This is a genomic window from Pantoea sp. GM_Pan_3, from assembly GCF_026541045.1.
GTDB classification, from domain to species: domain Bacteria; phylum Pseudomonadota; class Gammaproteobacteria; order Enterobacterales; family Enterobacteriaceae; genus Pantoea; species Pantoea anthophila.
Genome location: NZ_JALNVA010000001.1, coordinates 1006619 through 1029400, shown reverse-complemented (window position 1 = coordinate 1029400; position 22782 = coordinate 1006619). Strand labels below are relative to the sequence as shown.

The 22782-nt window shown below is 58.5% G+C and carries 20 protein-coding genes; 8 read left to right on the top strand and 12 right to left on the bottom strand.

What is annotated here, in order from left to right:
• Positions 1 to 115 precede the first annotated feature (115 nt).
• The 9 genes from nth to ydgT all read right to left on the bottom strand — a co-directional run bounded on the left by nth (position 116) and on the right by ydgT (position 7673).
• Positions 116 to 748, bottom strand: a complete 633-nt coding sequence (gene nth / locus OXR04_RS04865; protein ID WP_009090357.1) for an endonuclease III — start codon at positions 746 to 748, stop codon at positions 116 to 118.
• On the bottom strand, positions 745 to 1449 hold the full coding sequence (locus OXR04_RS04860; protein WP_009090356.1) for an electron transport complex subunit E: 705 nt from the start codon (positions 1447 to 1449) through the stop codon (positions 745 to 747). Before OXR04_RS04860 ends, nth begins: the two co-directional genes overlap by 4 nt.
• Complete coding sequence (gene rsxG, locus OXR04_RS04855) at positions 1442 to 2074, bottom strand: electron transport complex subunit RsxG (RefSeq protein ID WP_058956538.1); 633 nt, start codon at positions 2072 to 2074, stop codon at positions 1442 to 1444. Before rsxG ends, OXR04_RS04860 begins: the two co-directional genes overlap by 8 nt.
• 3 nt (positions 2075 to 2077) lie before the next feature.
• Complete coding sequence (gene rsxD / locus OXR04_RS04850) at positions 2078 to 3136, bottom strand: electron transport complex subunit RsxD (RefSeq protein WP_058956537.1); 1059 nt, start codon at positions 3134 to 3136, stop codon at positions 2078 to 2080.
• Entirely contained in the window at positions 3137 to 5629 is a 2493-nt protein-coding gene (gene rsxC, locus OXR04_RS04845; RefSeq protein ID WP_267395030.1) for an electron transport complex subunit RsxC, read from the bottom strand. It lies immediately after the preceding gene.
• The gene (gene rsxB, locus OXR04_RS04840; RefSeq protein ID WP_009090345.1) at positions 5622 to 6200 is read right to left on the bottom strand and encodes an electron transport complex subunit RsxB; all 579 of its coding nucleotides are present in this window, start codon (positions 6198 to 6200) and stop codon (positions 5622 to 5624) included. The genes rsxC and rsxB overlap by 8 nt, the downstream gene beginning before the upstream one ends.
• On the bottom strand, positions 6200 to 6781 hold the full coding sequence (rsxA, locus tag OXR04_RS04835) for an electron transport complex subunit RsxA (RefSeq protein ID WP_003853423.1): 582 nt from the start codon (positions 6779 to 6781) through the stop codon (positions 6200 to 6202). Before rsxA ends, rsxB begins: the two co-directional genes overlap by 1 nt.
• A 123-nt stretch (positions 6782 to 6904) precedes the next feature.
• On the bottom strand, positions 6905 to 7348 hold the full coding sequence (locus OXR04_RS04830) for a DUF2569 domain-containing protein (RefSeq protein WP_009090340.1): 444 nt from the start codon (positions 7346 to 7348) through the stop codon (positions 6905 to 6907).
• Positions 7349 to 7457: 109 nt separating this feature from the next.
• The gene (gene ydgT, locus OXR04_RS04825; RefSeq protein WP_046101771.1) at positions 7458 to 7673 is read right to left on the bottom strand and encodes a transcription modulator YdgT; all 216 of its coding nucleotides are present in this window, start codon (positions 7671 to 7673) and stop codon (positions 7458 to 7460) included.
• Positions 7674 to 8358: 685 nt separating this feature from the next.
• Between ydgT and ytfQ the strand changes: the two genes are divergently transcribed.
• The 4 genes from ytfQ to yjfF all read left to right on the top strand — a co-directional run bounded on the left by ytfQ (position 8359) and on the right by yjfF (position 12891).
• Positions 8359 to 9315 (top strand): galactofuranose ABC transporter, galactofuranose-binding protein YtfQ, encoded by a 957-nt coding sequence (ytfQ, locus tag OXR04_RS04820; protein WP_046101772.1) that lies wholly within the window; start codon positions 8359 to 8361, stop codon positions 9313 to 9315.
• Positions 9316 to 9378: 63 nt separating this feature from the next.
• Positions 9379 to 10899 carry a sugar ABC transporter ATP-binding protein gene (locus OXR04_RS04815; RefSeq protein ID WP_267369373.1) on the top strand — a complete coding sequence of 507 codons (1521 nt, stop codon included), beginning with the start codon at positions 9379 to 9381 and terminating at the stop codon, positions 10897 to 10899.
• Positions 10892 to 11908: a galactofuranose ABC transporter, ATP-binding protein YtfT gene (ytfT, locus tag OXR04_RS04810; protein ID WP_267369372.1), complete on the top strand. Its 1017-nt coding sequence runs from the start codon at positions 10892 to 10894 to the stop codon at positions 11906 to 11908. The genes OXR04_RS04815 and ytfT overlap by 8 nt, the downstream gene beginning before the upstream one ends.
• Positions 11905 to 12891, top strand: coding sequence for a galactofuranose ABC transporter, permease protein YjfF (gene yjfF, locus OXR04_RS04805; RefSeq protein ID WP_009090334.1), 987 nt, complete (start codon positions 11905 to 11907; stop codon positions 12889 to 12891). Before ytfT ends, yjfF begins: the two co-directional genes overlap by 4 nt.
• Positions 12892 to 12921: 30 nt before the next feature.
• On the opposite strand, the gene OXR04_RS04800 is transcribed toward yjfF, so the two are convergent.
• The 3 genes from OXR04_RS04800 to OXR04_RS04790 form a co-directional block, all read right to left on the bottom strand.
• The gene (locus OXR04_RS04800; RefSeq protein ID WP_267369371.1) at positions 12922 to 13389 is read right to left on the bottom strand and encodes a GNAT family N-acetyltransferase; all 468 of its coding nucleotides are present in this window, start codon (positions 13387 to 13389) and stop codon (positions 12922 to 12924) included.
• Positions 13390 to 14347: 958 nt separating this feature from the next.
• Entirely contained in the window at positions 14348 to 15847 is a 1500-nt protein-coding gene (araA, locus tag OXR04_RS04795) for an L-arabinose isomerase (RefSeq protein WP_009090330.1), read from the bottom strand.
• A gap of 203 nt (positions 15848 to 16050) precedes the next feature.
• A complete protein-coding gene (locus tag OXR04_RS04790) occupies positions 16051 to 17754 on the bottom strand; it encodes a ribulokinase (RefSeq protein WP_265135981.1) in 1704 nt (567 codons plus the stop codon).
• 365 nt (positions 17755 to 18119) lie between these two features.
• On the opposite strand from OXR04_RS04790, the gene OXR04_RS04785 reads away from it, so the two are divergent.
• The 4 genes from OXR04_RS04785 to araC all read left to right on the top strand — a co-directional run bounded on the left by OXR04_RS04785 (position 18120) and on the right by araC (position 22713).
• Positions 18120 to 19103: an arabinose ABC transporter substrate-binding protein gene (locus tag OXR04_RS04785; RefSeq protein WP_009090326.1), complete on the top strand. Its 984-nt coding sequence runs from the start codon at positions 18120 to 18122 to the stop codon at positions 19101 to 19103.
• A 99-nt stretch (positions 19104 to 19202) separates the two neighbouring features.
• Positions 19203 to 20723 carry an L-arabinose ABC transporter ATP-binding protein AraG gene (gene araG / locus OXR04_RS04780; RefSeq protein WP_267369370.1) on the top strand — a complete coding sequence of 507 codons (1521 nt, stop codon included), beginning with the start codon at positions 19203 to 19205 and terminating at the stop codon, positions 20721 to 20723.
• A 12-nt stretch (positions 20724 to 20735) separates the two neighbouring features.
• Positions 20736 to 21719: an L-arabinose ABC transporter permease AraH gene (araH, locus tag OXR04_RS04775; RefSeq protein WP_009090322.1), complete on the top strand. Its 984-nt coding sequence runs from the start codon at positions 20736 to 20738 to the stop codon at positions 21717 to 21719.
• A gap of 76 nt (positions 21720 to 21795) precedes the next feature.
• Positions 21796 to 22713 (top strand): arabinose operon transcriptional regulator AraC, encoded by a 918-nt coding sequence (araC, locus tag OXR04_RS04770; protein WP_009090320.1) that lies wholly within the window; start codon positions 21796 to 21798, stop codon positions 22711 to 22713.
• The last annotated feature ends 69 nt before the right edge of the window (positions 22714 to 22782 follow it).

The window sequence follows — 22782 nt, the reverse complement described above, 5'->3', positions numbered from 1 at the left end:
ATCAACAGCGAGGTAACAACCCGATAAACTGTGACGTTATTCAGAACGGCAGGGAGGGCGGTGGCAGAGAGAGAAGCAGAAAGCAATCAGACGATAAAAAACCCGCCGCAGCGGGTCAGTCCGTTTTTTCAGGATACTCGCAGAGATCCTCAATCAGGCAGGAGCCACAGCGCGGTTTGCGCGCCACGCAGGTGTAGCGGCCGTGCAGAATCAGCCAGTGATGACAATCGACCTTATACGCCGCCGGAACCACTTTCAGCAGCTTCTGTTCGACCTCTTCCACGTTTTTACCGGGAGCAAACCGGGTGCGGTTGCTGACGCGAAAGATATGGGTGTCGACAGCGATGGTTGGCCAGCCAAAGGCGGTGTTGAGCACCACGTTGGCGGTTTTGCGGCCGACGCCTGGCAGCGCTTCCAGCGCCGCGCGATCTTCCGGCACCTCGCCGTTGTGCTGTTCCAGCAGAATGCGGCAGGTCTTGATGACGTTTTCCGCTTTGCTGTTAAACAGGCCGATAGTTTTGATGTAGGACTTCACGCCATCCACTCCCAGCGCCAGCATGGCGGCAGGGGTGTTGGCCACCGGATAGAGTTTCGCGGTGGCTTTATTGACGCTGACATCGGTCGCCTGCGCGGAAAGCAGGACCGCAATCAGCAGTTCAAACGGCGAGCTGAAGTGAAGCTCGGTGGTCGGATGCGGATTATGTTCCTGCAGACGCCGCAGGATCTCGGTGCGTTTCGTCTGGTTCACACGGCTTTCCCGGCTGCGCCCTGCGGTGCGGCGCTGGCTGCGGCTTCAGCACGCAGTGCCGCGCGCTGCTTCATCTTCTGATCGATCAGGTATTTGCCCGCCAGCATCATGCCGAGGCCAATAAACGCGCCAGGCGGCAGCATGGCCAGCAGCATCGGCGAATCAAAATGGACCACTTCAATGCGCAGCGATTTTGCCCACGGCCCCAGCAGCTGATCGGCGCCGTTGAACAGGGTGCCGCTGCCGATAATTTCGCGCAGCGAGCCCAGCACCACCATGGCGCAGGTCGCGCCCATGCCGATGGCGAAACCATCGAGCGCCGCCAGCGGAATGCTGCTTTTAGAGGCCACGGCTTCGGCACGGCCCACCACGATGCAGTTGGTCACGATCAGCGGGATAAAGATCCCCAGCGACTGATAGAGTCCATAGGCATAGGCGTTAATCAGCATCTGCACGCAGCTCACCACCGAAGCGATGATCATCACGTAGATCGGGATGCGGATTTCCGAAGGGACCCAGCGGCGCGAGGCGGAAATAAAACTGTTGGTCAGGGTCAGCACCAGCGTGGTCGCCAGCCCCAGACCGAGCGCATTGGTGGCCGTTGCGGTGACCGCCAGCAGCGGACAGAGGCCCAGCAGCTGCACCAGCGCCGAGTTGTTCTTCCACAATCCGCCAACCAGCAGACTTTTAGCTTCACTCATTTGCGTCTCCACATTGCGGTAACGAAGAAAGTTTCTCCGGCAGCGTTTTCATTAACAGCGCGGTGCGTTTGGTCGCATTGACCACCGCGCGCGGGGTAATGGTGGCGCCGGTAAACTGATCGAACTCGCCGCCATCTTTTTTCACAGCAAAGGCCTTATCGCCGGGTCCCTGAACCACTTTGCCGTTAAAGCTGTTGATCCAGTCAGAAATCCGCAGTTCGATCTTGTCGCCCAGGCCGGGCGTTTCATGATGTTCAATCACCCGCACGCCCAGTACTTTACCCTGGAAATCGGCACCGACCAGCATCTGTATGGCACCAGAATAGCCGTCAGGCGCGGTGGTCTCCAGTGCGGCAGCCACCGGCCGATCGCCTTTGCGCGCCAGATAGAGGTGATGGGGCGCGCTGTTACCCAGTGCCGGATCGGTGACAACGTAACAATCCTGCTGAATGTTATTGTCATAAAGCGTGGTCGGAACCACCTGATCCAGCAGGTTTTTCTGCTGTAACTGCGTCTGATGTTCGACCGTGGGTTTGGTCACGGTGTTTACCACGGCGGTCGCCGCGGTGGTGATCGCGGCAAACATCGCCAGCGTTACCCCATTTTTACGAATCGTCTCCAGCATCGCTTAATCCTTCTGATGGCCGTAAACGCGCGGCTGGGTGTAGTAGTCGATAAGCGGCACGCAGATATTCGCCAGCAGCACGGCAAAGGCGACGCCATCGGGATAGCCGCCGAAGCTGCGGATCAGCCAGACCAGCAGGCCAATCAGCGCACCATAAATCAGGCGGCCCCGGTTAGTGGTTGAGGCTGTTACCGGATCGGTCGCAATAAAGAACGCGCCCAGCATGGTGGCACCGGAGAACAGGTGGATCAGCGGGCTGTTGAGCGAGTCCGGTGAAAAGAACCAGCCCAGCGTGGCGCAGACGGCCAGTGACAGCAGCATCGCCGCAGGAATATGCCAGCGGATAGCATTTTTCCATAGCAGGAACAGGCCGCCCGCCAGATAGCCGACGTTGACCCACTGCCAGCCGAGACCCGCCAGCACGCCGCTGTAAATCGGCTGGGCCAGCAGGTGTTCAGCGCTGTGACCCGCGCGTAAGCCGGTTTTAAAGGTATCCAGCGGGGTCGCCTGGCTGATGCCATCCACACCCATCTGCAGCTGCTGCATGGTATCGCCCGCCAGAGTATGCCCGCGGAAAACCATGCTCAGGCTGTCGAGCAGGCTGGGTTTGATCGCCTGAAGGGTATCGGGCGGCAGCCAGCTGGTCATCTGCACCGGGAAGGAGATCAGCAGCACCACATAGCCAACCATTGCCGGATTAAAGGGGTTCTGACCCAGCCCGCCATACAGCTGTTTCGCAATGACCACGGCAAAAAGCGTACCGACGACCACCAGCCACCAGGGTGCCAGCGGTGGCAGGCTGATGCCGATCAGCACGGCGGTCAGCAGCGCTGAGTTATCTGCCAGCGTGCTGGCAACCGGCGCTTTGCGCAGCCGCAGAATCGCCGCTTCGGTCAGCCAGGCGGTGAGCGTCGCCAGTAAAACCTGTAACAGGGTGCCGTAGCCAAAGAAATAACACTGTGCGGCAAAACCGGGCAGTGCAGCCAGCACCACCAGCAGCATGATATTGCCGGTGCTGCGGCGATTGTGGGTGTAAGGAGAACTTGCGATACGAAAAGCCATTTAATCCTCAAGCGTCGTAGACGACTGCGCTTTACGCGCTTTGGCACGGGCGATGGCGGCAGCAATAGCGGCTTTGCGCGCATCATCGGGTTGATTCAGTTCAGGTGCCTGTTCAGGTTCGGCATTCGCATTGTTTGCCTGCTCCTGAGCCTGCTCCGCTTTCTCCACCGCAAAATGCGCGGCGGTCGCCAGCGCGGCGGCGTCGCGTGACGCGGCGTCCGCCTCCTGTTCCGCCTGTGAGGGCTCAGGGGCGCTGTCGGTGGCGGGCGTAGCGGGTTCAGCGTGCTGCGCCTGCGCGGCTTTCTTCGCTTTGGCGCGGGCAATGGCGGCCTGCACGGCGGCCTTACGCGGATCGGTTTCAGCCGGTGCGTCTGCGGCGCCGTCGGTGACAGCCTGCGTGGACGCTTCAGCATTCTCGGCCTGCGCGGCTTTCTTCGCTTTGGCGCGGGCAATGGCGGCCTGCACGGCGGCCTTACGCGGATCGGTTTCAGCCGGTGCGTCTGCGGCGCCGTCGGTGACAGCCTGCGTGGACGCTTCCGCATTGTCCGCCTGCGCGGCTTTCTTCGCTTTGGCGCGGGCGATGGCGGCCTGCACGGCGGCTTTGCGCGGATCGGTTTCAGCCGGTGCGTCTGCGGCGCCGTCAGTGACAGCCTGCGTGGACGCTTCCGCATTGTCCGCCTGCGCGGCTTTCTTCGCCTTGGCGCGGGCAATGGCAGCCTGCACGGCGGCCTTACGCGGGTCGGTTTCAGCCGGTACGTCTGGCGTGACTTCAGCAGCCGGTTGCGCTGTTTCAGCCTCCGGCTGTGCCGCTTTCTTCGCTTTAGCGCGGGCAATCGCCGCTTCTACCGCCGCTTTACGTGGATCGGTGGTCTGACGCGTGACCGGCTGGGTTTCAGCCTGCGCCTCGGCCTGACGCAGACGCGCCTGCGCATGGCGGGCTTCACGCTGCGCCTCAAGCGTCGCTTCATCCGGCTGGGCAGCCTGACGCGCGTTCACCCGCGCTTTTGCGGCGGCCAGTTCGCCGTTATCCGTACGAGCCACACGCTGCTTCGCCTCTTCGTGGCGTGCTTCGCGGGCCTGCTTTTCACGCTCCAGTCGCGCCTGACGCGCTTCAAAGCGCGCTTTCGCTTCCAGTGTGCGTTTGGCTTCCAGATCGATGGCGCGCAGTTCCGCTTTTTCCTGCCGGTAATATTGCACCAGCGGGATGTTACTCGGGCAGACATAGGCGCAGGCACCGCACTCAATGCAGTCATCGATATGGTGAGCGCGCGCTTTATCGTGATCGCCGCCCTGGCTGAACCAGTAGAGCTGCTGTGGCAGCAGCTTCGCCGGACAGGCATCGGCACAGGCTGAACAGCGAATGCAGGACTGCTCTTCGTCGTTGTTGCCCATCTCACTGGCAGAAGGCGCCAGAATACAGTTAGTAATCTTCACCACCGGCACATCCAGCGACGGCAGGGTAAAGCCCATCAGCGGACCGCCCATGATCACCATCTGGCGCGGCGCAGGGGTGAATCCCACCTGATGCAGCAGATGACTGATAGGCGTACCCAGACGGCTCCAGACGTTACGCGGCTGAGCAATCGCCTCACCGGTCAGGGTGACCACGCGTTCGGTAATCGGTTCGCCGTTGATAATGGCGCGCTTCACCGCCCACGCGGTGCCAACGTTCTGCATCAGCACGCCGATATCGGTTGAGCGCCCGCCGTGTGGCACTTCCTTGCCGGTCAGGATGCGGGTCAGCTGCTTGGCACCGCCCGAGGGGTATTTGGTCGGGATCACCCGGATTTGCAGATCTCGCTCACTGCCCAGCGCCTGCTTCAGGGCGGCAATCGCTTCGGGTTTGTTGTCTTCGATGCCGATCAGCACCCGCTCAGCCTGCAGCACCCAGCCGAGAATGCGACTGCCTTCCAGCACCTCGGCGGCATAATCCTGCATCAGGCGATCGTCCGCGGTGATGTAAGGCTCGCACTCTGCCGCATTGATAATCAGGGTTTTCACCCCGCGCAGGCCACCTTTCAGTTTCGTGGCGGTCGGGAAGCCCGCGCCACCCAGGCCCGCCACGCCCGCATCGTGAATGCGCTGCACGATATCGGCGCGCGGATGCTGGCGATAGTCAGGCAGGGGATCGAGCGGCACCCAGCGATCTTCGCCATCGGGCGTCATAAAGATGCAGAGTTCGGACAGACCGGAAGGATGCGCGGTCATGTGCTGGCCAATCGCATCAATCACCCCGGAGGTGGGCGCATGAACCGGCAGCATACGGCCGGTTCCAAACGTCAGCGGCTGACCGCGCAGCACCTTATCGCCAGGCGCCACGCAGATCTCGCCTTCATGGCCGATATGCTGTTTTAACGGAATAACGAAACGGTCCGGCAGGGGCAGTTCGCTCAGCGGCGTGCCGTTGGACTGGGTTTTCATTTCGGGCGGATGAATGCCGCCCTGAAAATCCCAGACCTTCTCTTTTTTCAGGAAGTTAAACAGATTAAGCATGAGTTTCTACCGGGATCACCCGTACAGGAATGGTATTCAAATCCCACTTCCAGTTAGCTGGCGTGGTGGCAACCGGACGCATTTCGATGCAGTCAGTCGGGCAGGGGGCGACACAGAGATCGCAGCCGGTGCAGACATCGCTCAGCACGGTGTGCATGGCGCGGGTGGCCCCGACAATCGCATCCACCGGACAGGCCTGAATACATTTGGTGCAGCCAATACAGTTGGCTTCATCAATAAAGGCCACGGTGCGCACCGGCTCTTTCGCCGTTTCGTCGCCATCGATGGGCTGCGGTTCAACGTTAAGCAGGGCCGCCAGCTTGAGCATGGTCTGCTCACCGCCCGGCGCGCACTTGTTGATCGCTTCACCGTTGTTTCCGACCGCATCGGCATAGGGACGGCAGCCAGGATAGCCGCACTGGCCGCACTGGCTCTGCGGCAGAACGGCATCAATCTGCTCAACAATGGGATCTTCTTCCACCTCAAAGCGGCGCGAGGCGTAACCCAGCAGGCCGCCGAACACCAGGCTCAGCGCACTCAGTACAGCAATAGCAATCCAGATCGCGGTCATCAGAATTTCACCAGCCCGCTGAAGCCCATAAAGGCCAGTGCCATCAGGCCTGCGGTAATCAGGGCGATGGAGTTACCTTTGAACGGGGCGGGAACATTGGCCAGCACCAGCCGCTCACGCATACCGGCGAACAGCACCATGACCAGCGAGAAGCCGATAGAGGCGCTGAAGCCATAGAGCGCGGCCTGCATAAAGGTGTGGTTGAGGTTGACGCTCAGCAGGGGCACGCCCAGCACCGCACAGTTGGTGGTAATCAGCGGCAGAAAGATCCCCAGCAGACGATAGAGCGACGGGCTGGTTTTACGCACCACCATCTCGGTGAACTGCACAACGACGGCGATCACCAGGATATAGGCCATGGTGCGCAGATAGACCAGATCCAGCGGCAGCAGGATCAGATGGTTGACCAGCCAGGCGCAGATCGAGGCCAGCGTGATCACGAAAGTCGTGGCGAGGCCCATGCCAATCGCCGTTTCCAGTTTTTTGGAAACGCCCATAAAGGGACAGAGGCCGAGAAACTTCACTAAAACGAAGTTATTTACCAGCACGGTGCCAACAAAGAGAAGCAGATAATCGGTCATTTTTTCGCCTGGGAGCCAGAAAGCGGCTTATTATCATTGATAGCGCGGCGTATCTCAACACCCGCGCCATCGGCAGAGCGGCAGACCGCACTCAGAATTAAATTCCTGACATAACTCACAGCGTTACGGCGCAATGAAGGTCGCTTTCACCCGTTTTGAACGTTTGAAATAGGGCGCGAAAACCGCCGCGGCCAGCAGCGATAACAGCAGCGTCTGCAGCGCACGGCTGTCGGCAACCGGCGTGAACGCAAAGGTTTTCAGCGCTAACAGCACCGTAATCAGCAGCCAGAGCAGGTAGTGACGCGGCAGGCGATGCGATCGCTTAAAGAATAGCCAGCTGATCCAGAGGCTGTAGGCCCAGACCGCCACGGCCGTAAGCAGGGAAATGGCCCAGTAGGAGAAGAGCGTGCTGCCGTGCGAAAACAGCGCCACACGCCATTCAGCATTGAACAGCGGGGTGAGATACATCGCCAGCACCAGAACGGTGGTTAACAGAGTCATTATCAGCCAGGCCAGCGGCAGCAAAAGCCAGCCGCCAATACGTGGCGCAGCAACCTGTTCATTCATCGGGAGTTATTCCTGTCTCGGAGAGTCGAAGCGCAGCAGGATAACATGTCCGGAAGGGCTCGCCCATCCGGACAGGTCAGGGGGTAAAAGAGCGGTTAACAGCAGAAAGTCAGACCACGTAACGCCACACTGTTTTCGGGACACAGCCGAGATCGTACAGGCGTCCGCCGGAGACCAGCTCAGCACGCCGGTGGTCGGCAGCCCGATACATGTTGATGATCTCGATATCATTCGTCAGTGAGTAGTTGAGGTGGTCGAAAAGCTTTTCCAGACTGTCTGAATTATTTACTTTGCGGAATTTAAGCAGGTAATCGTGCGCAGTCATCATTGCCATAACAGATAGAAGTAACAAAGGAGTGCTCAGTATAGGGGGCGGGCCTTGACTGTCCAGATCGGGCAGGTAAGAAAAGGTGAAAATCAGACTAACGCACCGTAAACGTAATGAAAATTCGTAGTTTTATTTTTTTACCACTGTCCACAGCCATTATCCCGTCTCTGGCTGCGCGTGAATGTTTCATCCTCAACGGCAGAACCGGCAAAAAACCGCTTTGCCTGCCACGATAAAAGCCGGTTTTTGCGCTCCCGGCGCGAATCGCCCGTCAGTGGCTTTTTTTCGCGGTTTTTACTGCAGCGTTATCCTGAACCTCTTCGCTGTCGTCAGAGAAACGTTTCGCTCCCGGACAGTGTCAGCAGGCGACTGTGCGGACAGTCACAAAACCTGTTTTTTGTTGCGGCTCAGCGTCATAACCCGTTTTGTACGCCTGGCTGTAATCGTTTCCAGCACCATTACACATAAGCGATTCTGTTTATTACAATTATTTAACCGCAAAGTTTTTATTTCTCAGCAGTTCTCTCCATAACGCCACGGCCAGCAACCCCCTCTCGTTACACGTAACTCCTTTAAATTGCTCTGTTTTGTGAGGCGCGTCGCCATTATGCACCCTTTTTTAGTCCAGGCTAAGCGTGCTCTCTACCCTAAACAGCAAACGCCCTTCAGAGGAATGAAAACTATGTGGAAACGTTTACTTCTGACCACGCTGGTCAGCGCCGCATTAACCGGCCCGGTGCTCGCGGCAGACATGACGGTCGGCTTCTCGCAGGTCGGTTCAGAATCTGGCTGGCGCTCGGCGGAAACCAATGTGGCGAAAAGCGAAGCGAAAAAACGCGGCATCACCCTGAAAATCGCCGACGGACAGCAGAAACAGGAAAATCAGATCAAGGCCGTACGTTCATTCATCGCGCAGGGCGTGGATGCCATCTTCATCGCGCCAGTGGTGCAGACGGGCTGGGAACCGGTGCTGGAAGAAGCCAAAGACGCCAAAATTCCGGTCTATCTGCTGGACCGGGCCATCGTCGTGAAAGACAAGTCGCTTTATCAGGCGGTGGTTACGGCGGATAACGTGCTGGAGGGCAAGCTGATTGGTGACTGGCTGGTGAAAACCGTCGGCGACAAGCAGTGTAACGTGGTTGAGCTGCAGGGCACCGTCGGGGCCAGCGTCGCGATCGATCGCAAGAAAGGCTTTGCTGAAGCGATCAGCAACCATCCAAACATTAAAGTGATCCGTTCTCAGTCCGGTGACTTTACCCGCAGTAAAGGTAAAGAGGTGATGGAGAGCTTCATCAAGGCGGAGAACAACGGCAAGAATATCTGCATGGTCTATGCGCACAACGATGATATGGCGATCGGTGCCATTCAGGCCATTAAAGAGGCAGGTCTGAAACCGGGCAAAGATATCCTGACCGGCTCGATTGACGGGGTGCCGGATATCTACAAAGCGATGCTGGCGGGTGAGGCAAATGCCAACGTGGAGCTGACGCCGAACATGGCTGGCCCGGCGTTTGATGCGCTGGAGAAATTCAAAAAAGATGGCACGCTGCCGCCAAAAGTGATCAAGACCGAGTCGAAACTGTTCCTGCCTGCTGACGCTGAGAAGGAGCTGGAGAGGAAAAAAGGCATGGGCTACTGATCCGCAGACCAGCCGCAGACCGCCCTGTGGGGCGGTTTTTTATGACCAGGCGGAGTGAGCAGAATGACCACGCAAAATGAAGCACCGCTGCTGTCCATCAGCGGCGTCAGCAAAGGGTTTCCCGGCGTCAAAGCGCTGAACAACGTCTCCTTCGATATCCGCAAAGGGGAGATCATGGCGCTGCTGGGTGAGAACGGTGCCGGTAAATCGACCCTGATCAAAGTGCTGACCGGCGTCTACAGCCGGGATGCCGGCACCATCATCCTGAATGGCGAGGCGATTACGCCGCACAACACCGCGCAGGCGCAGGAGATGGGCATCGGCACCGTCTATCAGGAAGTGAATATGCTGCCGAACATGTCGGTGGCGGATAACCTCTATATTGGCCGTGAACCACGGCGTTTCGGTATGATCGATCGCCGCCGGATGGTGCGTGATGCCGATGCACTGATGCGCAATTACGGTTTTTCGCTCGATGTCACCCGTCCGCTGGGCCACTATTCGGTGGCGATGCAGCAGATTATCGCGATCTGTCGGGCGGTCGATCTTTCGGCGCAGGTGCTGATCCTGGATGAGCCAACGGCCAGCCTGGACGCCAGCGAGGTGGAGATGCTTTTTACCCTGATGGCGCAGCTGAAAGCCCGCGGGATGAGCCTGATTTTTGTTACCCACTTTCTCGACCAGGTGTACCGCATTACCGATCGGATTACCGTGCTGCGCAACGGGCAGTTTATTGCCACCCGCGATACCGCCACGCTGCCGCAGATTGAGCTGATCAAGCTGATGCTGGGACGCGAACTGCTGGAGACGGCGCTGCAGCGGCAGGGCAGCACGCTGCGCAGCAATCAGCCGATCGTCTCGTTTGAAGATTACGGCAGAAAAGGCACCATTGAACCCTTTAACCTGGCGGTCCGCCCCGGCGAAGTGGTCGGGCTGGCGGGGCTGTTAGGATCCGGACGCACCGAAACCGCTGAAGTGCTGTTTGGCATCCGGCGCGCCGATCGCGGCACGGCGAAGATCAAAGGTAAAGTGCAGCGCATTACCAACCCGGCCAGAGCCTCACAGCTGGGAATGGGTTTTTGCCCGGAGGATCGTAAGACCGACGGGATTATTGGCGCGGCCTCGGTTCGCGAAAACATCATCCTGGCGTTGCAGGCGCAGCGTGGCTGGCTACGCCCGATTAAAAAACGCGAGCAGCAGGCGATTGCCGACCGTTTCATTAAAAGTCTGGGCATCCGCACACCGCACGCGGAGCAGCCGGTAGAGCTGTTATCGGGCGGCAACCAGCAGAAGGTGCTGCTGTCGCGCTGGCTGGTGACAAAACCGCAGTTTTTGATCCTCGACGAGCCGACGCGCGGCATTGATGTGGGCGCGCACGCCGAGATTATCCGTTTAATCGAATCCCTGTGCGCCGACGGTCTGGCGCTGCTGGTGATCTCCTCTGAACTCGAAGAGCTGGTGGGCTATGCCGATCGGGTGTTGATCATGCGCGATCTGAAGCAGGTGGCAGAAATCCCCCTGGAGCAGCTTTCGGTCGCGTCGATTGTCAATGCCATCGCTGACGGAGGAGTAAAACATGCTTGAGTCTCCTATGACTTCTGAAAAAACGCCGCGTCGCAAACTGAAGCTGCCGCAGGGGATGCCGCAGATTGCGGCGCTGCTGCTGGTGCTGTTGATTGACAGTCTGGTGGCGAATAACTTTTTTGCCGTGCATCTGCAGGAGGGTCGTCTGTTCGGCAGCCCGATCGATATCCTGAACCGCGCGGCGCCCGTCGCCTTGCTGGCGATTGGTATGACGCTGGTGATCGCAACCGGCGGCATCGATCTCTCCGTGGGTGCGGTGATGGCGATAGCCGGCGCAACCGCCGCGACGCTGACCGTAGCCGGTCACAGGGTGCCGTTTATCATCCTTGCCACATTGGGAACCGGGCTGGCCTGCGGCGTGTGGAACGGGGTGCTCGTGGCGTTGCTGCGCATCCAGCCGTTTGTCGCCACGCTGATCCTGATGGTGGCCGGACGGGGTATCGCCCAGTTGATTACCCAGGGGCAGATTGTGACCTTCGACAGCGACAGTCTGGGCTGGTTTGGCAACGGCGCGCTGTGGATGTTGCCGGTGCCGGTCTGGATTACGCTGGTGGTGGCGCTGGCGGTGTGGCTGCTGACGCGCAAGACCGCGCTGGGTCTGTTCATTGAAGCGGTCGGGATTAACCTGCGCGCGGCCCGCAATGCCGGGGTGACAGGCTGGCTGGTGGTGATGTCGACCTACGCGATCAGCGGTGTCTGTGCTGCCGTGGCGGGGCTGATTGTGGCGGCGGATATTCGCGGAGCGGATGCGAACAACGCCGGTTTATGGCTGGAGCTGGATGCGATTCTGGCCGTGGTGATCGGCGGAGCCTCGCTGATGGGCGGTCGCTTTAATCTGTTGCTGTCGCTGATTGGGGCGCTGATCATTCAGTCGATGAATACCGGGATTCTGCTCTCCGGTTTCCCGCCTGAGCTGAACCAGGTGGTGAAAGCGGTGGTGGTGATGTGCGTGCTGTTGCTGCAGTCACCGCGATTTATTGCGATGTTGAAACGGAGACGGCCGACATGATCAAACGTCATCTTCCGCTGATGATCACCTTGCTGGTGTTTGTGGCGGGTTACCTGTTTTGCCTGACGCAGTTTCCGGGCTTTGCCTCAACCCGGGTGATTTGCAACATTCTGACCGACAATGCGTTTCTGGGCATTATCGCGGTGGGAATGACCTTCGTGATTTTATCGGGGGGTATCGATCTGTCGGTCGGCGCAGTGATCGCCTTTACCGGCGTCTTTCTGGCGCGCGCAATTGGCGATTTTCATGTCAATCCGCTGCTGGCGTTTGCGCTGATTCTGGCGCTGGGGGCGCTGTTTGGTGCCATGATGGGCTGGCTGATCGATGCGCTGAAGATCCCGGCTTTTATTATTACGTTAGCAGGGATGTTTTTCCTGCGCGGATGCAGCTATCTGGTGTCCGAGAATTCGATTCCCATCGATCATCCGTTTTACACAACGCTGTCGGGTCTGGCGTGGAAAATACCGGGCGGTGGGCGCCTCAGTCTGCTGGCGGTGATTATGCTGCTGGTGGTGGTAGGCGGGATTATTCTGGCGCACCGCACCCGCTTTGGTAATCGGGTTTACGCCATCGGCGGCAATCTGACATCGGCGCAGCTGATGGGGGTGTCGACGCGCGCCACCACCATTAAGATCTATATGCTTTCCACCACGCTGGCCACGCTGGCCGGGATTGTGTTTTCGATCTATACCTCAGCAGGCTATGCGCTGGCCGGGCTGGGGGTAGAGCTGGATGCGATCGCGTCGGTAGTGATTGGCGGCACGCTGTTGTCAGGCGGTGTCGGCACGGTGTTAGGCACGCTGTTTGGTGTGTTAATTCAGGGGCTGATTCAGACATGGATAAATTTCGACGGCACGCTGAGTTCCTGGTGGACCAAAATCGCCATCGGGATTCTGCTGTTTGCCTTTATCGCCCTGCAGCGGTTACTGACGGTGATCTGGGATCGTCAGCAGAACGCGCCGGTTAAGCGATTGAGTTCCTGAGATGAGAGGGCGGTTCACAGGAGCCGCCCGTTACTGCGCAAGGTTAAGCACCATCACGGTCACCTCTTCTCCGGCTATGTGCCGCTGCTCCACCGCCTGCCATCCTGAACGCTGATAGTACGCCTGCTGATCGGGAGTATAGAGCCAGAGTTCACCGATCTGCTGTTGTCTGGCGCGTGCAATCGCCCGCTGAATCAGCGCCTTTGCCACGCCCTGGCCGCGGAATTTTTTGTCTGTCACAACCTCACCCAGCCAGTATTCCCTTGCCGCAATGTCATCCAGTTCATAACGAATAACGCTACAGGTCGCTGCCACTGTTTCGCCATCTGGCGAGGCAATGAGGGTAAATTCCGCTGAGGTTGTCTGGTTCCGTTGTAATAAACGCTCAAGGATGGAGGGCTGATGCGACCATGCAGGGAGGTGTGGCCATTCGGCGTGCAGCAGCTGTGCGGTTTGTCTGGCGTAGTCGGGATGCTGGTTCAGATCGGCAATTTGCATAGTGCTGGTATCTTTGTTTTGTAGGGCATTAAGGAATACAGGCTGTTGGCTTGAGGTGCAAGGTCAGGAAAGGTATGCCTGATCGCAAAGGATTCCCGCATCCATGCGGATCGGCCGCGCCATCCCTGGCGCGGACGCTTTGCTCTTCAGGCATACCATTCCTTCCCGGTCGGGCTTGATCATTGCTGAGAGAAACCCGTGCGGAATCATGCGGCGTGAGGGGATGACGGATAGCGAAGTTAAGTGTCCACCATATGATGTTTTGCTTAATCGCCAGATGAACCTGGTTTTTAAATATTCGCTCAGGAACTGAAAAAAGGAGGGAATGATGGGCAGTGGAGTAAAGCGTCCGCCGCATGGATGCGGCGGCCGAGCCTACAGGGATGTATTTACGGCGACTTTACGGAGCGCCCATTATTTCCGACTGAAAAGCACGGGATTGTGCGTTTGTTGCACAAAAAAGGTGTCGCTGTTGGTAGCAGGTGAAAGGTCAGGAAAGGTATGCCTGATCGCAAAGGGTTCCCGCATCCATGCGGATCGGCCGCGCCATCCCTGGCGCGGACGCTTTGCTCTTCAGGCATACCATTCCTTCCCGGTCGGGCTTAATCATTGCTGTAATAAAATCGATCGGAATGTGAGGCAGGAGGAACGGGTGGGAAGTGGATCTGATTCAGCGTTTTATTCACAGTTCTGTATTCACCGAGCGCTGAAATATTCGCTCAGGCGCTACAAAAAGGAGGGGATGGCGGGCAGTGGAGTAAAGCGTCCGCCGCATGGATGCGGCGGCCGAGCCTACAGGGAGGTATTTACGGCGACTTTACGGAACGCCCGTCATTCCCGACTGAATAGCACTATTTATTTAAAAGTGACGCAAAACTGATTTCTGCGTCACCCTTTTAATCACGCTGGTATCGCTGCTAATCACAACGAAAAGCAGCATGGCTATATCCCAGGGTGATTAACGTTTTAACCGGTAGTACGCCTCGTTCCAGCGCAGCGCGTCTTTAAACGCAGGCAGGCGGGTGTGCTCATCAATCACCAGCACCTCGATATCGTTCATCTCGCCGTACAGATACATGTCGTCGAGCGTCAGTGCCTGGCTGAACACCGTATGGTGCGCGCCACCCCCGAGAATCCACGCTTCGGATGCGGTCGCCAGTGAGGGCTGCGCTTTCCAGAGGGCACGGGCAACCGGCAATTTCGGCAGCGGTTTCGGCTGTTCAATCGCATCGACCACGTTCACCAGCAGACGGAAACGGTCGCCCATATCGATCACGCTGGCATTAATTGCACGACCGGCCGGGGTGGAGAAGATCATCCTCGCCGGGTCAGCTTTATTACCAATGCCCAGGAACTGCACATCGATCAGCGGCTTCTCTTCAATGGCGATTGACGGGCAGACCTCCAGCATGTGCGAGCCGAGCACCAGGTCGTTGCCGGGTGAGAAGTGATAGGTGTAATCCTCCATAAATGAGGTGCCACCTTTGCGATCGCCAGCCAGAACCTTGAAAATACGCAGCAGCGCAGCGGTCTTCCAGTCGCCTTCACCCGCAAAACCATACCCCTGACCCATCAAACGCTGCACCGCCAGACCCGGTAACTGGGTCATGCCATGCAGGGTCTGGAAGTTGGTGGTAAAAGCGTGGCAGCCTTCCGCTTCAAGGAACTGCTTCAGACCCAGCTCGATACGAGCCGCATCCAGCACGTTCTGACGCTTTTCACCACCGGCGGCGGCGACATCGGAAAAGCGGTAGAGGCTTTCATACTCGTCGATCAGCGCATTCACATCGCCATCGCTGACGCCATTGATCACCTCAACCAGATCGCCCACGCCCCAGCCATTCACCGAATAACCGAACTGAATCTGTGCGGCGACCTTATCGCCTTCGGTCACGGCCACTTCACGCATGTTGTCGCCAAAACGCGCCACTTTCAGCTGCTGACTTGCCTGCTTCGCCAGGGCTGCACGCATCCAGTTGCCCAGACGCTGCTGGCTGGCGCTATCCTGCCAGTGTCCGGTCACCACGCTGTGCTGCAGACCCATGCGGGCACCGATAAAACCGAACTCACGACCGCCGTGCGCCGTCTGGTTCAGGTTCATAAAATCCATGTCCATGCTGTCCCACGGGATCTCCGCATTGAACTGGGTGTGAAATTGCAGCAGAGGCTTATTCAGCACGCTCAGGCCGCCAATCCACATTTTGGCCGGAGAGAACGTGTGCAGCCAGGTAATGATGCCGGCGCACTGCTGGTCATAGTTAGCGTCGCGACACAGGGACAGCGCTTCATCCGGTGATTTCACCAGCGGCTTAAGCTCAAGGCGCAGCGGTAACCCGGACTGATTCAGGCCCTCGACGACCTGACGCGCATGCTGTTCAACCTGGCGTAACGTTTCCGGCCCGTAGAGGTGCTGCGTGCCGATGACAAACCACACGCTGTAGCTGTTTGACTGTTCCATAAAACCACTCCTTTACTTTGCGCCTACCTTAGTAGGCTAATTTATTTGTCAGTCTGAACCCGGGCAGTGCTCACACAGGCTGCTTTAGCAACCTGAACGCCCTGAAGTGCGGCCCTGAAGGGGCGAGCACAGCGAGTAATCATCACGTACTCCGTGTACGCCTGCTTGTTCCGCGCTGTCCGGGTACAGACTGCCTGCAACAATTACGCCTGCTGGTCCAGGCTCGTAGCGGAAGCGGGGCGGGCGGCGTACTGCGGTTCAGCCGTCACGCACCATTGTTGATAGCGTTGATAGAGTTGTTGATAGCGGGCGACACGCGCCGGATCGGGTTGCAGCGTGACGGCGATCGGGCTGGCCATCACCTGCTGCGCCTCGGCAACGCTGGCGTGAACACCGGCAGCGACGGCGGCGAAAATGGCCGCACCCAGCGCACAGCACTCATCAGAGGCGACAATATCCAGTGGCCGGTTCATCACGTCACAGCAGGCCTGCATAATCGCCGGAGATTTCCGCGCGATGCCGCCCAGCGTCAGAATGCTCTCGACGGGGATCTGCTGCTGCTCGAAGCACTCCATAATGGCGCGCGCACCAAATGCCGTCGCCGCGACCAGACCGCCAAACAGCGCCGGGGCATCGGTACCCAGATTCAGATCGGTAATCACCCCTTTCAGGCGCTGATTGGCATTCGGCGTGCGGCGACCGTTGAACCAGTCCAGCACCACCGGCAGATGGTCGAGCTGCGGATTAGCAGCCCAGGCATCGGTCAGATCTTTAATCAGACTCTTTTGCATCTCCGCCAGCTGAGGTTTCAGCTCAGGGTGACGCTCAGCCGCCTGTTGCAGCGGCCAGCCCAGTAACCGGCTGAACCAGGCGTAGATATCACCAAAGGCGGACTGACCCGCCTCCAGCCCAATCGCTCCCGGTATCACGCTGCCATCCACCTGACCACAGATGCCTTTAATATCGCGATCGCCGACCTTTTCGCTGTCAGCGATCAGGATGTCGCAGGTTGATGTGCCGATCACTTTCACCAGGGTGTAAGGTCTGGCACCGCCTCCGACCGCGCCCATATGGCAGTCAAACGCGCCACCGGAGAGCGTGACGGTCTGCGTCAGCCCCAGACGCTGCGCCCATTCCGGGCTGAGCGTGCCGACCGGCAGATCGGCGGTCCAGGTCTCAGTGAAGAGAGGCGAGTCCAGCTGTTGCGTTAACAGCGGGTCCAGCGCGTTAAGGAAATCAACATCCGGCAGGCCGTTCCAGTCGCCATGCCACAGGGCTTTATGCCCGGCTGCACAGCGGCCACGGCGCAGCCTGTCGGGCGCGGTCGTGCCGCTTAACAGGGCAGGCACCCAGTCGCACAGCTCCACCCAGGAGACCGCCGCGTCACGCACCGCCGCATCTTCCCGCGACACGTGCAGAATCTTTGCCCAGAACCATTCAGAGGAGTAGATGCCGCCGATATAGCGGCTGTAATCCGTGAAACGGCCGCTGTGACAGAGCTGATTGATCTCTTCCGCTTCTTCTATTGCAGTGTGATCTTTCCACAGCACAAACATCGCGTTGGGGTTGTCGGCGAACTCCGGGCGCAGCGCCAGTACATTGCCGTCGCGATCGATGGGCGCCGGAGTCGAACCGGTGCTGTCGACGCCAATGCCGACGACGGCGTTGCGCTGATCTTCGCTCAGGGCGTTCAGTACGCCGAGCAGCGCCTGCTCCATGGCGTCGATGTAATCCTGTGGATGGTGACGAAAACGATTGGTGTGCGGATCGCTGTACAGACCCTGCTGCCAGCGCGGGTAGCTGCACACCGCACTCTGCAGCTCGCTGCCGCTGTGACAATCGACGGCCAGCGCACGCACCGAATCACTACCAAAGTCCAGCCCAAGGGTGATGGCTCCAGCACGCATCGGAATCTCCTGTAGTTAGTTAACTCCTGTATCCTGGGTTCGGCGCGCCGGAACAGTTAGTCATGGCTGGCTGACAATATGCACTTTCCTGCCATCGGCAGTAATTTTGTGATCCATTGCAAAAGTTAAGCTCCGGTTAAATTTGCTGAATATATGGATCATTTTGTCGTGATTTTAAGATGTGATACCGCTCTACATTTTTCTCCGCCAATACCGCTAAAACTAGCCCAGCGTCTGGACAGGCTGACAACACATAGCAACCTAACGCACTGATTTATGGCTGTACCCTCAAAACAAGACCAACTGGTAGCGCTTACACCGATTCGTTATGAGCAGCGAAAAATAACCTGGTACCGGAGAGCATCATGCATAAATTCACTAAAGCATTCGCGGCCATCGGCCTGGCAGCGGTTATGTCACAATCCGCTATCGCCGAGACCATGAAGCTGGGTTTTTTAGTCAAGCAACCAGAAGAACCCTGGTTCCAGACGGAGTGGAAATTTGCCGATAAAGCCGGCAAAGATCTCGGCTTCGACGTCATCAAAATTGCCGTTCCGGATGGTGAAAAAACCCTGAATGCTATCGACAGCCTTGCCGCAAACGGCGCGAAAGGCTTCGTTATCTGTACGCCCGATCCCAAGCTGGGCTCCGCCATCATGGCGAAAGCGCGGGGCTACGGCCTGAAAGTCATTGCCGTGGACGATCAGTTTGTGACCGCCAAAGGCAAACCGATGGATACCGTGCCGCTGGTGATGATGGCCGCCACCAAAATCGGCGAACGTCAGGGGCAGGAGCTTTATAAAGAGATGCAGAAGCGCGGCTGGGATGTGAAAACCACCGGCGTGATGGCGATTACCGCCAACGAACTGGATACCGCACGCCGTCGTACCGGCGGATCGATGGACGCCATCAAAGCTGCGGGCTTCCCGGCCGCTCAGATCTATCAGGTTCCGACCAAATCCAACGACATCCCTGGCGCCTTTGACGCCGGTAACTCCCTGCTGGTGCAGCACCCTGAAGTCAAACACTGGCTGATTGTTGGCATGAACGACAACACCGTGCTGGGCGGCGTGCGCGCGACGGAAGGCCAGGGCTTTAAAGCGGCTGACGTCATCGGCATCGGTATCAACGGCGTGGATGCGGTCAGTGAACTGTCGAAAGACAAAGCGACCGGCTTCTACGGCTCGCTGCTGCCAAGTCCGGATATCCATGGTTATAAGAGCAGCCAGATGCTCTACAACTGGGTGAGCAAAGGCGAAGAGCCGGCGAAATTCACTGAGGTCACCGATGTGGTGCTGATCACCCGTGACAACTTCAAAACTGAACTGGCGAAAAAAGGACTGATGTAACCCTGAGCCTGCCAGGCGTTTCGCCGCCTGGCATCCTGCATAGCCTGCTTCACGTCGCCCGCCCGCACAGGCCGGCGACGTGCAAGAGTGAGGATAAACATGAACAGTGATTCAGCTTTTCTGTCGTTTCATGGCATCAGTAAAACCTTTCCTGGCGTGAAAGCGCTGCAGGATATCTCCTTCGACTGCCGGGGCGGTGAAGTCCATGCGCTGATGGGCGAGAACGGCGCAGGCAAATCGACGCTGTTAAAAATACTCAGCGGCAGTTATCAGCCGAGCGGCGGTGAGATTCGGATCAAAGGCCAGCCGATGAACTTTCAGCGCACTACCGATGCGCTGGATGCGGGCGTGGCCATTATTTACCAGGAGCTCCATCTGGTGCCGGAAATGAGTGTGGCGGAGAACATCTATCTCGGTCAGATCCCGCACAAACATGGACTGGTTAACCGCCGGCTGATGCGTTACGAAGCCGGCCTGCAACTGAAAAATCTCGGCATGGATATCGACCCCGATATGCCGCTGAAATATCTGTCGCTGGGACAGTGGCAGATGGTGGAGATTGCCAAAGCGCTGGCGCGCAACGCGCGCATTATCGCCTTTGATGAGCCGACCAGCTCCCTGTCGGCGCGTGAAATCGACAACCTGTTCCGCGTCATCCGCCAGCTCCGCCAGGAGGGCCGGGTGGTGCTCTATGTGTCGCATCGCATGGAGGAAATTTTTGCCCTCAGCGACGCCATCACCGTCTTTAAAGATGGCCGGTATGTGCGCACCTTTACGGATATGGCCAATACCCATCACGACGATCTGGTGCAGGCGATGGTGGGCCGTAACCTCGGCGATATCTATGGCTATGCGCCACGGCCTGTGGGGGCGGTGCGGCTGGAGCTGGATCGGGTCGAAGCGAAGGGCGTGCGGACACCGATTTCACTGAAAGTCCATGCCGGGGAAATTGTCGGGCTGTTTGGTCTGGTCGGCGCGGGACGCAGCGAACTGCTGAAAGGCTTGTTTGGCGGCACCCGTCTGCGCGGTGGTCAGGTGATCCTGGACGGCAAACCGCTGCCGCTGCGCGAGCCAATCGACGCCATCCGGGCGGGGATCATGCTCTGTCCGGAGGATCGCAAAGCCGAAGGCATCATCCCGGTGCACTCGGTGCGTGACAACATCAACATCAGCGCCCGTCGCCACAACCTGACCGCCGGATGCCTGATTAAAAATGGCTGGGAAAGCAAAAACGCCGACAGCCATATCCGCTCACTCAACATTAAAACGCCCAGCGCCGATCAGCTGATCATGAACCTTTCCGGCGGCAACCAGCAGAAGGCGATCCTGGGGCGCTGGCTCTCCGAGGAGATGAAAGTGATCCTGCTCGATGAGCCGACGCGCGGTATCGATGTCGGCGCCAAGCATGAAATCTACAACCTGATTTATCAGCTGGCGAACCGGGGCATTGCGGTGCTGTTCGCCTCCAGTGACCTGCCGGAGGTGATGGGCCTGGCCGACCGGATTGTGGTGATGCGCGAAGGTGCTATCGCCGGTGAACTGCTGCACGACGACGCCACGGAGCAGCAGACGCTGAGCCTGGCCATGCCCAAAACCACTCAAGCGGCCGCCGTGGCCTGACAGGAGATCATCATGGCTTCATCCACGACCTCAAATACGCCGCAGCCTGCATCACGCGGCGGCCTGCAGTTAGGTCGCATCTGGGACAACTTCGGCATGCTGGTGGTATTTGCACTGCTGTTTATTGTCTGTGCGATCTTTGTGCCGAACTTCGGCTCGTTTATCAATATGAAAGGCCTGGGCCTGGCGATGTCGATGTCGGGCATGGTCGCCTGCGGCATGCTCTTCTGCCTGGCTTCCGGCGATTTTGATCTCTCGGTCGCCTCGGTGATCGCCTGTGCAGGTGTGGTTACTGCGGTGGTGATCAACATGACCGAAAGCCTGTGGATTGGCGTTGCCGCCGGTCTGGTGCTCGGCATGATCACCGGCTTTATCAACGGCTTTGTGATTGCCCGTCTTAAAATCAATGCGCTGATCACCACGCTGGCCACCATGCAGATCGTGCGCGGTCTGGCCTACATCTTCTCTGACGGCAAGGCGGTCGGCATTGAAGATGAGCGCTTCTTTGAACTGGGCTTTGCGAACTGGTTTGGCGTGCCGGCCCCGATCTGGCTGACCCTGGCCACGATGCTGATCTTCGGCTTCCTGCTCAACAAAACCACCTTTGGTCGCAACACCCTGGCGATCGGTGGCAATGAAGAGGCGGCGCGGCTGGCGGGTGTGCCGGTGGTGCGGACCCGCATCATTATCTTTGTTCTCTCCGGCCTGGTGTCGGCGGCGGCGGGCATCATCCTGGCGTCGCGTATGACCAGCGGCCAGCCCATGACCTCCATCGGCTATGAGCTGGTGGTGATCTCCGCCTGTGTTCTGGGTGGCGTATCGCTGAAGGGCGGCATCGGTAAAATTTCCTACGTGGTGGCGGGCGTCCTGATCCTCGGCACCGTTGAGAATGCGATGAATTTACTGAATATCTCGCCATTCTCACAGTATGTGGTGCGCGGTCTGATACTGTTAGCTGCGGTGATATTCGACCGTTACAAACAGAAAAAAGCCTGATTGCGCGAGCCGTTGGCCCGCAGACGCTGACGCCTCTGCGGGCTATCTGAACAATAACAGACTGAGTGAGGACGCTATGTATCACCGTGAATTACCGGCCGGGCAGCAAAACCCCCTGTTGCCCGGCTATTCATTCAATGCCTGGCTGGTGGCAGGGCTGACGCCCATCACCGCAGAAGGACCGCTCGACTTCTTTATCGATCGTCCGCACGGCATGAAAGGTTACATTCTGAATCTCACCATTAAAGGAAAAGGGCGGGTATTTGATGGCGAGCGGGCCTTTGACTGCGAGCCCGGCGAAATGCTGCTGTTTCAGCCTAAGACCGCCCACTATTATGGCCGTGCACCGGACAGCCCGCAGTGGTTCCATCGCTGGGTTTACTTCCGTCCTCGCGCCTACTGGCACGACTGGCTGCGCTGGCAGGATGAGCAGGAGGGCGTCGGCCGCCTGCTGCTGCCGGAGTCGCTGCGCGGTGAGTTTGACCGCCTGTTTGCCAGTATCGAACAGACACATAACTCCGGCCGCCGCTTTGCTGAAGAGCTGGCGATGAACCTGCTGGAACGGCTGCTGCTGCGTGCGGTAGAAGAAGATCCGCGCAGCCATCAGTTAATCCGCGATCCGCGCGTCATTGAAGCCTGCCAGTATGTCACCAACCATCTCGCCAGCGAGGTCAGGATAGAGGAGGTGGCGCGCCACGTCTGTCTGTCACCGTCGCGGCTGGCGCACCTGTTCCGCGAGCAGATGGGCGTTAACCTGCTGCGCTGGCGTGAAGATCAGCGGGTCATCCGTGCAAAACTGCTGCTGCAGACCACCCAGGAGCCAATCGCTTCGGTTGGCCGTGAAGTGGGCTACGACGACCAGCTTTACTTCTCCCGGGTATTCCGCAAGCGGGTCGGCGTCAGTCCCAGCGATTTCCGCCGCCGCAATCAGGATGCACACGACAGTCTGGCCGCCCAGACCGCCTGGCCGCTGGCCCGAAGTGCTATCTCTTAGTTTTTTCGGGGAATTCCGCCTTGTTCTCACCTGGTTAATGGTCTTAAATCATTCAGGTTAGCGACAACG

Excerpts from the sequence above, each read along its gene's own strand:
- OXR04_RS04860 (WP_009090356.1), bottom strand. The coding sequence starts at position 1,449 with ATGAGTGAAGCTAAAAGTCTGCTGGTTGGCGGATTGTGGAAGAACAAC.
- rsxG (WP_058956538.1), bottom strand. The coding sequence starts at position 2,074 with ATGCTGGAGACGATTCGTAAAAATGGGGTAACGCTGGCGATGTTTGCC.
- rsxD (WP_058956537.1), bottom strand. The coding sequence starts at position 3,136 with ATGGCTTTTCGTATCGCAAGTTCTCCTTACACCCACAATCGCCGCAGC.
- rsxC (WP_267395030.1), bottom strand. The coding sequence starts at position 5,629 with ATGCTTAATCTGTTTAACTTCCTGAAAAAAGAGAAGGTCTGGGATTTT.
- rsxB (WP_009090345.1), bottom strand. The coding sequence starts at position 6,200 with ATGACCGCGATCTGGATTGCTATTGCTGTACTGAGTGCGCTGAGCCTG.
- rsxA (WP_003853423.1), bottom strand. The coding sequence starts at position 6,781 with ATGACCGATTATCTGCTTCTCTTTGTTGGCACCGTGCTGGTAAATAAC.
- OXR04_RS04830 (WP_009090340.1), bottom strand. The coding sequence starts at position 7,348 with ATGAATGAACAGGTTGCTGCGCCACGTATTGGCGGCTGGCTTTTGCTG.
- ydgT (WP_046101771.1), bottom strand. The coding sequence starts at position 7,673 with ATGACTGCGCACGATTACCTGCTTAAATTCCGCAAAGTAAATAATTCA.
- ytfQ (WP_046101772.1), top strand. The coding sequence starts at position 8,359 with ATGTGGAAACGTTTACTTCTGACCACGCTGGTCAGCGCCGCATTAACC.
- OXR04_RS04815 (WP_267369373.1), top strand. The coding sequence starts at position 9,379 with ATGACCACGCAAAATGAAGCACCGCTGCTGTCCATCAGCGGCGTCAGC.
- ytfT (WP_267369372.1), top strand. The coding sequence starts at position 10,892 with ATGCTTGAGTCTCCTATGACTTCTGAAAAAACGCCGCGTCGCAAACTG.
- yjfF (WP_009090334.1), top strand. The coding sequence starts at position 11,905 with ATGATCAAACGTCATCTTCCGCTGATGATCACCTTGCTGGTGTTTGTG.
- OXR04_RS04800 (WP_267369371.1), bottom strand. The coding sequence starts at position 13,389 with ATGCAAATTGCCGATCTGAACCAGCATCCCGACTACGCCAGACAAACC.
- araA (WP_009090330.1), bottom strand. The coding sequence starts at position 15,847 with ATGGAACAGTCAAACAGCTACAGCGTGTGGTTTGTCATCGGCACGCAG.
- OXR04_RS04790 (WP_265135981.1), bottom strand. The coding sequence starts at position 17,754 with ATGCGTGCTGGAGCCATCACCCTTGGGCTGGACTTTGGTAGTGATTCG.
- OXR04_RS04785 (WP_009090326.1), top strand. The coding sequence starts at position 18,120 with ATGCATAAATTCACTAAAGCATTCGCGGCCATCGGCCTGGCAGCGGTT.
- araG (WP_267369370.1), top strand. The coding sequence starts at position 19,203 with ATGAACAGTGATTCAGCTTTTCTGTCGTTTCATGGCATCAGTAAAACC.
- araH (WP_009090322.1), top strand. The coding sequence starts at position 20,736 with ATGGCTTCATCCACGACCTCAAATACGCCGCAGCCTGCATCACGCGGC.
- araC (WP_009090320.1), top strand. The coding sequence starts at position 21,796 with ATGTATCACCGTGAATTACCGGCCGGGCAGCAAAACCCCCTGTTGCCC.